This window comes from Pseudomonas sp. rhizo66, assembly GCF_031931925.1.
Classification (GTDB): domain Bacteria; phylum Pseudomonadota; class Gammaproteobacteria; order Pseudomonadales; family Pseudomonadaceae; genus Aquipseudomonas.
Genome location: NZ_JAUJWZ010000029.1, coordinates 16,286 through 28,620 on the forward strand (window position 1 = coordinate 16,286; position 12,335 = coordinate 28,620).

General features: G+C 58.1%; 13 protein-coding genes and 1 tRNA gene. 7 read left to right on the forward strand and 7 right to left on the reverse strand.

Features of this window, described 5'->3' with window-relative positions; genetic code table 11:
• Positions 1-73: 73 nt before the first annotated feature.
• The 4 genes from QZR14_RS26200 to QZR14_RS26215 form a co-directional block, all read right to left on the reverse strand.
• The gene (locus QZR14_RS26200; RefSeq protein ID WP_250604832.1) at positions 74-793 is read right to left on the reverse strand and encodes an SDR family oxidoreductase; all 720 of its coding nucleotides are present in this window, start codon (positions 791-793) and stop codon (positions 74-76) included.
• A 139-nt stretch (positions 794-932) separates the two neighbouring features.
• Positions 933-1,523, reverse strand: a complete 591-nt coding sequence (locus QZR14_RS26205; RefSeq protein WP_311998123.1) for an HD domain-containing protein — start codon at positions 1,521-1,523, stop codon at positions 933-935.
• 75 nt (positions 1,524-1,598) lie between these two features.
• The gene (locus QZR14_RS26210) at positions 1,599-2,156 is read right to left on the reverse strand and encodes a helix-turn-helix domain-containing protein (RefSeq protein ID WP_250604836.1); all 558 of its coding nucleotides are present in this window, start codon (positions 2,154-2,156) and stop codon (positions 1,599-1,601) included.
• Between the two features lie 73 nt (positions 2,157-2,229).
• The gene (locus tag QZR14_RS26215) at positions 2,230-2,631 is read right to left on the reverse strand and encodes a RidA family protein (protein ID WP_311998124.1); all 402 of its coding nucleotides are present in this window, start codon (positions 2,629-2,631) and stop codon (positions 2,230-2,232) included.
• 115 nt (positions 2,632-2,746) lie between these two features.
• Between QZR14_RS26215 and QZR14_RS26220 the strand changes: the two genes are divergently transcribed.
• The 5 genes from QZR14_RS26220 to QZR14_RS26240 all read left to right on the forward strand — a co-directional run bounded on the left by QZR14_RS26220 (position 2,747) and on the right by QZR14_RS26240 (position 7,517).
• The gene (locus QZR14_RS26220) at positions 2,747-3,640 is read left to right on the forward strand and encodes a LysR family transcriptional regulator (protein WP_250604840.1); all 894 of its coding nucleotides are present in this window, start codon (positions 2,747-2,749) and stop codon (positions 3,638-3,640) included.
• A gap of 124 nt (positions 3,641-3,764) precedes the next feature.
• Positions 3,765-4,925, forward strand: coding sequence for a radical SAM/SPASM domain-containing protein (locus QZR14_RS26225; protein WP_311998125.1), 1,161 nt, complete (start codon positions 3,765-3,767; stop codon positions 4,923-4,925).
• Positions 4,926-5,050: 125 nt separating this feature from the next.
• Positions 5,051-6,076 carry a GlxA family transcriptional regulator gene (locus QZR14_RS26230; protein ID WP_311998126.1) on the forward strand — a complete coding sequence of 342 codons (1,026 nt, stop codon included), beginning with the start codon at positions 5,051-5,053 and terminating at the stop codon, positions 6,074-6,076.
• A 599-nt stretch (positions 6,077-6,675) separates the two neighbouring features.
• Positions 6,676-7,041, forward strand: coding sequence for a DUF6124 family protein (locus QZR14_RS26235; protein ID WP_250604845.1), 366 nt, complete (start codon positions 6,676-6,678; stop codon positions 7,039-7,041).
• A 119-nt stretch (positions 7,042-7,160) separates the two neighbouring features.
• Positions 7,161-7,517 (forward strand): DUF6124 family protein, encoded by a 357-nt coding sequence (locus QZR14_RS26240; RefSeq protein WP_311998127.1) that lies wholly within the window; start codon positions 7,161-7,163, stop codon positions 7,515-7,517.
• A gap of 55 nt (positions 7,518-7,572) precedes the next feature.
• Here QZR14_RS26240 and QZR14_RS26245 read toward each other — a convergent pair whose 3' ends face one another.
• Positions 7,573-8,607, reverse strand: coding sequence for an alpha/beta fold hydrolase (locus QZR14_RS26245; protein ID WP_311998128.1), 1,035 nt, complete (start codon positions 8,605-8,607; stop codon positions 7,573-7,575).
• Positions 8,608-8,926: 319 nt separating this feature from the next.
• Between QZR14_RS26245 and QZR14_RS26250 the strand changes: the two genes are divergently transcribed.
• Positions 8,927-9,001, forward strand: a tRNA-Gln gene (locus QZR14_RS26250).
• Positions 9,002-9,115: 114 nt separating this feature from the next.
• Here QZR14_RS26250 and QZR14_RS26255 read toward each other — a convergent pair.
• Positions 9,116-11,104, reverse strand: a complete 1,989-nt coding sequence (locus tag QZR14_RS26255) for a peptidase U32 family protein (protein ID WP_311998129.1) — start codon at positions 11,102-11,104, stop codon at positions 9,116-9,118.
• Between the two features lie 223 nt (positions 11,105-11,327).
• Between QZR14_RS26255 and QZR14_RS26260 the strand changes: the two genes are divergently transcribed.
• A complete protein-coding gene (locus QZR14_RS26260; protein ID WP_311998130.1) occupies positions 11,328-11,798 on the forward strand; it encodes a hypothetical protein in 471 nt (156 codons plus the stop codon).
• A gap of 141 nt (positions 11,799-11,939) precedes the next feature.
• Here QZR14_RS26260 and QZR14_RS26265 read toward each other — a convergent pair whose 3' ends face one another.
• Positions 11,940-12,320, reverse strand: a complete 381-nt coding sequence (locus tag QZR14_RS26265) for a RidA family protein (RefSeq protein WP_134177145.1) — start codon at positions 12,318-12,320, stop codon at positions 11,940-11,942.
• Between the last annotated feature and the right edge of the window lie 15 nt (positions 12,321-12,335).

Below are 12,335 nucleotides of genomic sequence, written 5' to 3' on the forward strand. Positions count from 1 at the left end.
GTGAGGGTAGACGAATCGGCGAGGTTATACGTATTCGCACGCGTAAAGGCCAGCGCCATCAGGGCAGGAACGGTCAAAAGCGTTCGTCGAGTATTGCCGGCAGGGTGAGTTCCTTGACGTAGCTGGCCGAAGAAAGACTCAGAATCATGCGCACAACCTGAACGACATCGTGAACTGGAATCAGCTGACCCTCGCCACGCTGCGCAGCCAGATCTCGCGGCGTGCTCAGCCGATCCTCGGTGTTGAGATACCCCAGATTCAGGCAAGTCACCGCCAGACGCTGCTGTCGGTAGCCTTCGCGCAGCGTATCGGCAATCCCGCGCAGGGCGAATTTGGAGGCGCCGAAGGCGACTTCCGGACGCCCGCTTTGCGGCAGGCCTGAAGTCGATCCGGTGAGGATGATTCTGGGGTGGGTACTGTTCAGCAGCAAAGGGAGCAGGCGCTTGATCAGTAAAATAGTCGAGGTGATGTTGCAACTGACGATGGCTTGTACTTCGTCGTCCGGGCTGTCGAGAAAGTCATAGGCCGGATCGAAGGCCAATTCTTCCCAGATGCCGAGGTTGTAGATCAGCGTATCCAGCCCGTCGTCCGCGACGGCTTGCTCGATAGCATGCGCAGCACTAGCAGAATCCCTTAGATCGGCCTCCACCCAGCGTACAGATCGCTCGGCAACCGCTATCAATCCCTCGGGGCGTGAACGGGAAACGCCGGTCAGCGTGTCTCCCGCGTTGCCCAAACCTTCGATCAAAGCCCTGCCCAAACCTTTGCTGGCACCCACCACCAAAATATTCATCGATCGTCTCCCTGATCTGAATGCTGATTTCGCAGAGCATGCAAACAGACGACCTATGAAATGGCAAACGCTTGGGTGTGTCCGGATATTTACGAGCGACCAGGGTGACAACACCTGTTGCGCGATGGTGTCGATGTCGTCACTGAGTTCGTTGCAAGGTCAGGTTCATGTCGATTCTTTCTTGAGTGTCGTGATCGATGAGTGCGCGCAGTGCGGCGAAAATCGGGGCGGCACTGGTGTGTTTCTTGCCGTAAGTCAGATTGAAGTGGTAGTCGAAATCGGCCGGGTTCTGGCCTTGATTGTGTTGCAGCAGAGTCTCAAGTTTGTCCAGTGCCTTGACCGCTTTGGCTTCGGCCGACCGGGCGTTTTCGTAGTCGTCCCACAACGCGAGAATGTCGTTTCTCAGGGGGTTATCGAGCGCGCGGGTGAGCAGCAGAAGGTCGTTGCGCTCTTGTTCGCCCTTATCGGGGAACGTGGCCTGATCGACCGCCGGGATGTCGCCGTTGATCGCTTCGCCCAAGTCGTGAATCACGCACATCTTCAGCACTTTGAGCAGGTCGAGCCCGGCCAGCTCATCGGCGAAGACAATCGCCATCAGGCACAGGCGCCAGCTGTGTTCGGCGGTGCTTTCGGTGCGCCCACTGGATGTGTGTGCGCTTCTGAGAACGTCCTTGAGCTTTTCTGCTTCACGCAGGAATTCGAGGCGTGCGCTGATTTTTTCGAGGTCCATGAACTTGCCCGGTGGTGGAGCCGAGCAGCAAGCCTAGGGCCGATGCGGTTGAGCGTCCACGCATAAAATATGCGTTCAGAGCGTCTCGACCAGCCGCGCGGCAGTGCCGTCGGACAGTGGAATGCGGGTCCAGCGGCACAGGCTCTGGCGGATCGGCACGAGGTCTGAGTCGTTGCTGCCGGTGACAAATTCCAGCGCCGGAGGTGCCTGCAATTCGCGCCAGCCCAGTGTGTCGAGCGCCCGTTCGTTGCTGGCGATTTCCGGCGTCACGAAGCGCCATAGAGATTGTCCGAGCAATTCGCTCAGCGGGCTGGCGAACTGCGCGGCGCGGGCCGAGGAACAGGCCAGCAAACGGTGGGTCAGGTCGCAGACCAGATGAACCGGTCGTGCGCTTTCGCACACCAACCGGGCGAGAGCCTGATCGGCCGCCGTGTCGAGGCGCGCGGCCAACAGTTGCTCAAGCTGTAGATGCGCAGCCGGATCCAGCGCCAGCACGCCGCTTTCCCAGCGGGAAATGGTCGATTGGGTGACGTTGAACATCTGCGCGGCGTGGCTTTGCTTGACGCGATGCAGCAAGCGCCAACGACGCAGGGCGATGCCGGGGAGGGCAGGCTTGAGCAATGAAACTGACATGACGGCTGTCGGAAAGGACTAAAGGGCCGCCAGTCTGAAGACTGCCGACCCTTGCTGCAAATCGATCTGACGATCAGGCCGCCTCAGGCAACCTGGCAATCACCTTGATCTCGAAATCAAACCCATACAGCCACGTCACGCCAACCGCCGTCACGGTCGGATGCGGCGCCTCGCCCCAGAACTCGGTCAGCACCACATTCCAGATCGTCTCGAATTTCGACTGGGGATCAACGATGAATACGGTGACATCAACCACGTCATCGAAGCTGGCACCGGCCTCTTCCAGGATTGCATTGAGGTTAGTGAACGCCTGACGCACCTGGTTTTTCAGGTCCGGCTCTGGCGTGCCGTCCTCGGTGCTGCCGACCTGTCCCGAGACAAACAGAAAACCGTTGGAACGAATGGCGGGCGAGTAACGGTGGCGTTCGTAAAGCGTGCGGCGTGCGGATGGAAAAACAACATCGCGCTGAGTCATGGAAGTGTCTCCTTCATTTGAGTTGATGGAGCCACTGTAGGTATTTGCAGGCCAGCGATAAACGCGCAAGCTTGGCGTTCACTGTTTGTGAAATCCAAACAATCGAGGGCGCACCTTGGACCGTTTTGACGCAATGCAGGCCTTCGCCCGAGTGGTCGAGGCCGGTAGTTTCACCAAAGCCGCCGAAACCCTGCACATGAGCAAGACCACGGTGACCCAACTGGTTCAGCAACTGGAGGCGCGCCTGCGGGTCAAGTTGCTCAATCGCACCACGCGCAAGGTCAACGTCACCGCTGATGGCGCGGTGTATTACCAACGCGTGATCCGCTTGCTCGCCGACCTCGATGATGCCGAAACCAGCCTGCCCGGCGCGGCGGCATCACCTTCGGGCCGGCTGCGCGTGGACGTCCCGAGCCCGTTCGCGCGGCTGATTCTGGTGCCGGCGCTGCCCGAGTTTCACGCGCGCTATCCGGATATCCAGATCGACATGGGCGTCAGTGACCGCATCGTCGACATCATTGATGAGAACGTCGATTGCGTGGTGCGCGGGGGTGAACTCATGGACCTGTCGCTGATGGCACGCAAGGTCGCCGATCTGCAGTTGGGGGTGTTTGCCGCACCGCAATATCTGGCGCGCGCTGGCATTCCCGCGCACCCGAGAGACCTGGAAGACAGCCACCATCGCGTGGTCGGTTTTCTCTGGGCACGCACCGGCAAACCGGTGCCGTATGCCTTGCACAACGCCAGTGAAAACCTGCAAATCAAAGGGCGTCACGTGCTGGCGGTCGATGACGGCAATGCCTATCTCGCGGCAGGTCTGGCGGGGATGGGCGTGCTGTGGTTGCCCACATACATGTCTGAAGAGCATGTGACACGCGGCGAGTTGGTGCCGTTGTTTGAAGACTGGCAGCTCGAGCCGATGCCGCTCTATCTGGCCTACCCACCCAATCGACATGTCAGCCTCAAGCTTCGTGTGTTCATCGATTGGGTCGTTGAGTTAATGGCGTAACAGGATTGTGGTGCAGTTATTGCTAGCCGGTGTGCCAGTGCCGTCAAAAAACCAACACAATCAGGCGACTTGAAAGACTGCAGTGATGAGATGCGTGGCTTTCAAGTCAAGGAGCTTCACCCGCATGAATATGTACATCGATATCGTCGGTGCGTGCAATCTGAGCTGCCCGTCTTGCCCAATGGGCAACTCGGAAAATCTCAATTTCAAAAAAGCCATGCAGCTCGACATGTTCAAGCAGATTGTCGATAAGGCCAAGACAGAGGGCGTCGACACCATCTACCTCTATAACTGGACCGAGCCGCTGATTCATCCAAAAATTGGCGAATTTATCGAGATCATTAACGCTGCCGGCATGGGCAGCGGCATCAGCACCAACCTTAATCTCGCCAAGAATATGGAAAAGGCCTTGATGGCCGAGCCGAGTTACTTCCGTATTTCGCTCTCGGGTTTTTACCAGGAGACCTACGAAAAGGGCCATGTCGGCGGCGATATCGAAGTTGTAAAACAAAACATGATTGCCCTGCACGAGATCAAACAGCGCCTGGGTCTGAGAACCCGTGTGGATGTTTACTATCACCGCTACCTGGATAACATCGAAGAAGAATCACTGATGCGCGAGTTCAGTGAGCGTCTTGGCTTCATCTTCACCACCGGGTACTCGGTGATGATGCCGCTGGAGAAGACACTGGCCATTGTCGAGCGTGACCCGTCTGTCACGGCTACGGACCTTGACACCCTCAAGCGCCTCGCACTGCCGCCGTACGACGATCTCGTCAACGTTATCCAGCAATTTCCCAAGATGGCGTGCACGCTCAAGGATGACTGGCTGGTTATCGACTGCAATGGCAACACGGTGCTTTGCTGCACGATCTTCAATCAGACCGAGTATCAGGTTGGCAAGTACCTCGACATGCCGCTTGAAGAGCTGACGCGGCGTAAATCGACGCAGAAAAACTGTGTCGACATGTGCGACCGCTGCGCCAAGAAAGGCCTGCATATCTACTCGATGCATCCCAATCAGGGTGTGCTGGAGCGGCACGCGGTGAATCGCATCATCGATTTCGAGCACTTCGCCAGCCAGGGTCTCACCGTGGACAGCGAGCGGCTCGGGCGTGCCGGCGAAGTCAGCGCAGAAAACTTTGATGAAGCCCAGTACCTTCGATTGAATGACGATGTCAGGATTGCGATCTCCCAGGGGGCTTTCTCCAGCGGCTATCAGCACTACGTGTTGTGTGGGCGTCTTGAGGGGCGTTTGGGGGCCGGGTTTTTCTCGGCTGTTTGAGGCAGGGTTCGGATCGCTGCCATCGCCCAGTGGTGGCGCAGGTCACTGCGTCACCCGCCATCCACCGCTGGCGTGATTGACTCTTTGACGGACAAAGCCAACTATCGGCGCATAACAACACACCGATGGACCCGAACTTGATCGAACGACGCCAATTCAGCGGAGGCATGAAGGGGAAAAACCTCCGCTATCTGAACGAGCAAGGCGCGGATGACTCGCGCTTGACCCGCACCGGTTTTCTGCTGCTCGAACACTTTTCACTGCCGGCCTTCACCCAGGCGCTGGACACCGTTGTCACCACCAATCTGTTGCGCCCGGGATTGTTTTCGTCGCGCACGTTTGGCCTGGGCGACGGCGAAGTCATCAGTGACTTGGGCCTGGTGATCCGGCCCGATGCACGTCTTGATGCTGCCGCACTTCAGCAACTCGATCTGCTGGTGGTATGTGGCGGTTATCGCACCGAACTGCGCGCGAGTGATGAGTTCATCGGCTTGCTCAGATCGGCAGCGGAGCGCGGCATCTCGCTCGCCGGGTTATGGAATGGCTCGTGGTTTCTCGGCCGCGCCGGGTTGCTCGATGGCTATCGCTGCGCGATCCACCCGGAGCATCGCCCGGCGCTGACCGAGATTGCCAAAGCCACCCACGTCAGCAGCGAACCCTATGTGATTGATCGCGATCGTCTCACGGCGTCGAGTCCGTCCGGCGCTTTTCATATGGCGCTGGACTGGATCAAGGGCTTGCACGGCAAAGCCTTGGTCGAGGGTATCGAAGACATCCTCGCGTTCGAGGAGTCGCGCTACCGGCGGATCAAACCGGATGAAAACCTCTGCGTCAGTGCGCCGCTGCGTGAGGTGGTGAAACTGATGGACGCCAATCTGGAGGAGCCGCTGGAGCTGGAGCAACTGGCGGTGTACGCCGGGCGCTCCCGCCGCCAGTTGGAGCGCCTGTTCAAGGAGCAACTGGGCACCACGCCGCAGCGCTATTACCTGGAGCTGCGCATCACCGAAGCGCGACGCTTGCTGCAGCACACCGAGCTGTCGCAGGTGGAAGTGCTGGTGGCTTGCGGCTTCGTCTCGCCGAGCCATTTCAGCAAGTGCTACAGCTCATATTTCGGCTACAGACCTTCCAAAGAAAAACGGCTGGTCAAATAACCCCGGCCGTTACCCACCTGAATTCACCTCGATATCCCACGTCGGCGTACCACCCCCAAACACCACGGTAAATTCCCTCTCCCTCTGGGAGAGGGCCAGGGTGAGGGAATTTGCAGGCGGCACTAACCGCTTCGTCACCAGAATTCACCGCGATACCTCACGTCGGCGTACCTCGCCCAAACACCACGGTCAGTTCCCTCTCCCTCTGGGAGAGGGCTAGGGTGAGGGGCTTTTACACACCGATACCCACACACGTTTAACTTACACGCACTGTTACGCCATAACGGCTACAACACCTTGCGCCGTTACCTACGCGTACGCCAGAATCCGCCGGCTTACGCGCCTTGAGGCGGGCTGTATCGTTTCCCTGTCACTGCAAAACAGTGATCGGGTTTGGTAGCCCGTTTTCTAAGCGTTATGCGCCGCTATATGCAGTCTCTTTTTGGGGCTCGGTTTTATATGGTGGCCATGCGTGGGGCTCCTTCGGGAGCGCCGGGGTTTACTCGCTTAGACCGGTCTACCAACCTGCGCAATGGTCACCACCTCGTTTGGTAGCGTGAGTGATGGCTCCTTATTTTTTTGTTAAGCGAGTGTCATCTATGTTCAAAATTACGCCAAACCCGCCAGCAACCGATCCAATCCCCTACGACGCCGCGCTCGAACCTCAAAACATCAAAGAGGCCACCGACCGCGCGATCAATTTCTACCTCAACCCTTCCGCGCTGAAGACCTCAATACCCACCCGCAAAACCGGCAAAATCTACCTGATCGACCCGTCGGTGGACAACGAAACCCTGCTCGTCGAAGCCACTGAAACCTTGTCCTGCGCCAATGACATGGCCCGAGATCTCGCCGATTCGATCGACCCTTCACAGCGCAAAAAGATGCTGATCCTGCAACAGGTGATCATGCTCAGCGAGCTGGTGGTCGGCCGAGTTCTGGATAACCAGCGTTTGCCGCAGTAGTAGCGATGCAGATAGGTGAGGGGGCGCGCCCCCTCATTTGCACAGAAGCGTCCGCGAACGCGACGCTTCACGCCTTCTATCAAAGAACCTGACGCGGTTCTTGTCTGGAGTTTCAGCTGATGTCCCAGCCACCCGAACCACCGGTCACAGATCTGGTGTCGCCGTACGCATCACCCAATTCAAGAAAGCTCCACGAAGCGGCAGAACGTGCGCTCGACCATTACCTGTTGCCTGCTGCGGTCATGGCCACAGCCTACACGCCCAACGCGCTGTTCATGGCCAACCCGCAAGCAGACACCGAGGAGTTGCTGACCAACGCTTGCGGATCTTTGGCGTCCGCCTCGGTCATGCTCGGCAATTTTGCTGGCGTGCTGGAGGGATCAAACCGCCATACCCTGTTGGGCATTGCGCAAGTGGTCATGTTGGGGGAGTTGGCGGTGAACAAAGCGTTGGATCTCGTTTTGCCAACTGAATAATCACGCACGTTAATGATCAAGCAGTCAGCCATCGCGGCTGGCTGCTTTTTTGTTTCTACAGATGGTCGGCGTCGATCACAGCCTTGGCAAACGCCTGCGGATCTTCCTGCGGCAGGTTGTGGCCAATCCCACCATTGATCAAGCGGAACTGATACTTGCCGGTAAAGCGCTTGGCGTAATCTTCCGGCGCTGGGTGCGGCGCACCGTTGGCGTCGCCTTCAAGGGTAATGGTCGGCACGCTGATCGACGGTGCGGTGGCGAGTTTCTGCTCCAGCGCCGCGTATTTCGCCTCACCCTGCACCAGACCCAGACGCCAGCGGTAGTTGAACACGGTGATGTCGACGTGATCGGGGTTCTGCAACGCCTTGGCGCTGCGGTCGAACGTGGCGTCGTCGAACTTCCACTGTGGCGAGGCCAGTTGCCAGATCAGCTTGGCGAAGTCGTGAGTGTTCTTTTCATAACCGGCACGACCACGGTCGGTGGCGAAGTAGAACTGATACCACCACTGCAATTCCGCCTTGGGCGGCAGCGGGTTTTGCCCGGCGGCCTGATTGCCGATCAGATAACCGCTGACCGAAACTAATGCCTTCACGCGTTCCGGCCACAGTGCCGAAACGATGTCCGCCGAACGCGCGCCCCAGTCATAGCCGCCAAGCACCGCTTGCTTGATTTTCAACGCGTCCATGAAGTCGATGACGTCACTGGCCAGCGCCGCTGGTTGACCATTGCGCAAGGTGTCCTTGGAGAGGAACTGCGTATCGCCATAACCCCGCGCATACGGCATCAACACGCGATAACCCTTGGCCGCGAGCAGCGGCGCGACTTCGTCGTAGCTGTGAATGTCGTAGGGCCAGCCGTGCAGCAGGATCACCACCGGGCCATTCGCGGGGCCGGTTTCGGCATAGGCGACGTCGAGCACACCGGCCTTCACATGCTTGAGCGGGCCGAAAGGCGAGGGTGCGGAATAGCTGACGGCGGCCGATTCAGTGGTTTGCGCCTGAGCGCTGCCAAAAGCGCCGAACAGCGCCACAGCCATAATCGACATGCCGAGTGCAGTAGCGGTTTTGCGGGTGTGCAGTGCCATCTTCATGGTGACGTCTCCTGTGCGAGCCTCTGGCCAAGAGGTCTGAATGAACCCTTGAAACCTTGGGTGCATTTGAGCGTGGGGACGTATCGGGTCTGTGTCGAAGAACGGCTTTGTTGAAAGGCGATGTGTCGCGGTGGGGGTCGTACACAGTGTGATACACGGCGGCTAAACCGACTCCCCCTGGACCTGATTCAGGGCGAAATAATAAGTCGCTGTTTTAAAACAAAAAATATTTCACTTCGCGCTTCCCAAAGCAAAAAAACCTTGGTAAATTGCGCCCCGTTCTCACAGCGAAACCAACGAAGTAGCTGGAAAGAGCAGTAGGGGCGTCGCCAAGCGGTAAGGCAGCAGGTTTTGATCCTGCCATGCGTTGGTTCGAATCCAGCCGCCCCTGCCATATTCGAAAAAACGCCAACTTCGCAAGAAGTTGGCGTTTTTTTATGCCTGCGATTTGGTGGGTTCGCAGAAGGGCGGGCAAGTACGGCGCCGAAGCGCCGCACTCGCCAACCACTCAGTGCGGTGCGCGCGGGATGGTTTTCATCAGGTCTTCGGGGCTGATGTGGCCGACCACGCTGCCCGGTTGCGGCAGGTTGAGGATGTGGCCTTTCATCTTGCCGATGATGTGCATTTCGCACGGCTTGCAATCGAACTTCAGCGTCAGCACTTCATCGCCGTGGATCAACTGCATCGGTGCGACCTTGGTGCGCACGCCGGTCACGCCTTTGGCCTGTTTCGGGCACAGGTTGAAGGAGAAACGCAGGCAGTGTTTGGTGATCATCACCGGCACTTCGCCCGCCTCTTCGTGCGCTTCATACGCGGCGTCGATCAGCTTCACGCCGTGACGGTGGTAGAAGTCGCGCGCCTTCTGGTTGTAGACGTTGGCGAGGAACGTCAGGTGCGAATCCGGGTACACCGGCGGCGGGCTGGTTTCGGCCTTGCGGCTGCCACGCGGGTGCGCGGCGACGCGAGCGGCGGTCAGGGCTTCGATCACTTCACGGCGCAGCGACTTGAGCTGCGAGTTCGGGATGAAGAACGCCTGTGGCGCATCCAGCTTGATGTCGGTGGCGTGGTACTGCGTGGTGCCGAGCTGGCCGAGCAGATCGCGCAATTGTTCCAGCGCTTGCTCAGGCTTGTTGGCCACACCGAACGGACCGGCGAGGGTGACGCTGGCGCTGATGTCTTCTTCACTGGTGGCGGTCACTTCCAGCTGTTCTTCACGCAGGCGTGCGACCCAGCTCAAGGCCACGCGACGCTCCGAAGAAGTCTTTTGCAGCGCCTGTTGCCAGTTGTGGTCGAGGTTGCGATTCAACGGGTGGTTCGGGCGCAGCTTGAACAGGCCTTCCGGCATCTCGTTCGGCTCGACGCGGTAGCGGTAGCGCTTCTCGCCGTCTTCTTCGAACTCGCCTTTGGCTTCGGCGATGTTGGCGCGGAAACCGACCACTTCGCGTTTGACCAACACGTTGAGGCCGTCACCGTTGGACAGCGGCTCGTGGGTCACGACCTGCATGTCACGCTTACCGACTTTCTCGACCGTGCCCACTGGCAGACCGGTGAAGGTCGGCGAATCGAAAGCGCCGATGTCGATCTTGCGATCGGTGACGAAGTAATCGGTGCTGCCACGGTGGAAGGTCTTTTCCGGGTCAGGCAGAAAGAAATGCGCAGTGCGGCCGCTGGAAGCGCGGGCGAGGTCCGGGCGATCTTCGAGTACGTCGTCGAGGCGCTGGCGGTAATAGGCGGTGATGTTCTTCACATAGCCCATGTCCTTGTAGCGACCTTCGATCTTGAACGAACGCACACCGGCTTCAACCAGGGCGCGGATGTTGGCGCTCTGGTTGTTGTCTTTCATCGACAGCAGGTGTTTTTCGTAGGCGATCACGCCACCCTTTTCATCTTTGAGGGTGTACGGCAAGCGGCACGCCTGGGAGCAGTCGCCACGGTTGGCGCTGCGCCCGGTCTGCGCGTGAGAAATGTTGCACTGGCCGGAGAAGGCCACGCACAACGCGCCATGGATGAAGAACTCGATGGCGGCGTCGGTTTCGTCGGCGATCGCGCGGATTTCCTGCAGGTTCAGCTCGCGGGCCAGTACCAGTTGCGAGAAACCGGCCTGATCGAGGAACTTCGCCCGCTCCAGCGTCCGAATGTCGGTCTGGGTCGAGGCGTGCAGTTCGATCGGCGGAATGTCCAGCTCCATCACGCCCAGATCCTGAACGATCAGCGCGTCGACACCGGCGTCGTACAGCTGATGGATCAGCTTGCGCGCCGGCTCCAGTTCGTTGTCGTGCAGGATGGTGTTGATGGTGGTGAAGATGCGCGCGTGATACTTGCGGGCGAACTCCACCAGCTCGGCGATTTCGCTGACTTCGTTACAGGCGTTGTGGCGCGCGCCGAAGCTCGGGCCGCCGATGTATACGGCGTCAGCGCCGTGCAGGATCGCCTCACGGGCGATGGCGACATCGCGGGCAGGGCTGAGCAATTCCAGGTGATGCTTGGGCAAGGACATAGTTTTTTTAGTCAGGCTGTCACGGTTAGGCGCGCATTGTACCTGCGAAACGGCTGACCGGCACCCGTGTGCCGATATCAGGTAAGCAGCGCTTAACACAATTCAGGAGAGGGCGTAACTGTAAAGTCTGTCAGTTGTGCTGCCGGATTAGAAATATAAATATCAGGAGGCAACAGGAAAGGCACGCGAAGCAAAATGCAACATTAAAACGGAGATTCATTAAATGAAAAGTAATAGCGATTTTACTGCGCTTGGTCTCACTGATTTTGATCTGTTGAAATCGCGGCATGCGAACTCGGGCGAGGATTATTACAAAGCAATCATTTCTCCCCAACACCCTGGCATTGGCGAACCGATATTCTCTGCTACCCGGCATCTTTATTTCGGGTCTAAAACAACTTTTAGTGTTATTGGTCAATATTTTACGCCCGAAGTGGCTGAAATCATTTCATTTGTAATAAGTCGCGACCTGAAAGACGGCACACATAAAATTGGCGGTGCCGGTAGTCCTGTGCAGGGGGTGATGACTATGTCGTCGCGAGTTTTATATGCAAGTACAGGAGAAATTACGTTCATCCGCGACAATGCGAACGATTCGATTACGGCAACATTCAACTTTGAGGTCGAGTTCGATCAACAAAAATATCAAGTAAAAGAAGGGAAGTTGTTTGTTGGAGCAACTGGCCCTCTGTAGGCAGCGTTGGCAACGATAGTCAGCGCTTTGCAAATGGCTCTATTAACGTGCCCGTCGTATTTGAATCGCTCCCTCGTTCATTTATATCTGCGTTTGACGGCCCCCGCATTCGCGGGGGCAGCCTGCGATCACCTCGAAAAATCAGGCCTTGGCCGCCATCGCAGTCACTTCCACGCGCATGCCTTCAACCGCCAGCGAAGCAACGCCCACTGCCGCACGCACCGGCCACGGCTTGGCGAAGAAACGCTGGTAAACCTCGTTGAATGCCGCGCGGTCAGCCATGTCGGTCAGGTAAATGGTCAGGTGCATGACCCGATCCATCGAGCTGCCGGCTCGTTCCAGCGCAACTTTCAGCGCTTGCAGGGTGCATTCGCTTTGGGCGGTGATATCGCCCAGTTCCAGGCTGCCGTCGGCACGGGTCGGGATTTGCGTGGACATCATGATCCCGTTGAACGTGGTGACGTCCGAAGAAATCGAGTCGGCGTCCGGATCCGGAGTGAAGGTGATGTCTTGGTTAGCCATGCTGATCCTTTGATT

Excerpts from the sequence above, each read along its gene's own strand:
- QZR14_RS26200 (WP_250604832.1), bottom strand. The coding sequence starts at position 793 with ATGAATATTTTGGTGGTGGGTGCCAGCAAAGGTTTGGGCAGGGCTTTG.
- QZR14_RS26205 (WP_311998123.1), bottom strand. The coding sequence starts at position 1,523 with ATGGACCTCGAAAAAATCAGCGCACGCCTCGAATTCCTGCGTGAAGCA.
- QZR14_RS26210 (WP_250604836.1), bottom strand. The coding sequence starts at position 2,156 with ATGTCAGTTTCATTGCTCAAGCCTGCCCTCCCCGGCATCGCCCTGCGT.
- QZR14_RS26215 (WP_311998124.1), bottom strand. The coding sequence starts at position 2,631 with ATGACTCAGCGCGATGTTGTTTTTCCATCCGCACGCCGCACGCTTTAC.
- QZR14_RS26225 (WP_311998125.1), top strand. The coding sequence starts at position 3,765 with ATGAATATGTACATCGATATCGTCGGTGCGTGCAATCTGAGCTGCCCG.
- QZR14_RS26230 (WP_311998126.1), top strand. The coding sequence starts at position 5,051 with ATGGACCCGAACTTGATCGAACGACGCCAATTCAGCGGAGGCATGAAG.
- QZR14_RS26235 (WP_250604845.1), top strand. The coding sequence starts at position 6,676 with ATGTTCAAAATTACGCCAAACCCGCCAGCAACCGATCCAATCCCCTAC.
- QZR14_RS26240 (WP_311998127.1), top strand. The coding sequence starts at position 7,161 with ATGTCCCAGCCACCCGAACCACCGGTCACAGATCTGGTGTCGCCGTAC.
- QZR14_RS26245 (WP_311998128.1), bottom strand. The coding sequence starts at position 8,607 with ATGAAGATGGCACTGCACACCCGCAAAACCGCTACTGCACTCGGCATG.
- QZR14_RS26255 (WP_311998129.1), bottom strand. The coding sequence starts at position 11,104 with ATGTCCTTGCCCAAGCATCACCTGGAATTGCTCAGCCCTGCCCGCGAT.
- QZR14_RS26260 (WP_311998130.1), top strand. The coding sequence starts at position 11,328 with ATGAAAAGTAATAGCGATTTTACTGCGCTTGGTCTCACTGATTTTGAT.
- QZR14_RS26265 (WP_134177145.1), bottom strand. The coding sequence starts at position 12,320 with ATGGCTAACCAAGACATCACCTTCACTCCGGATCCGGACGCCGACTCG.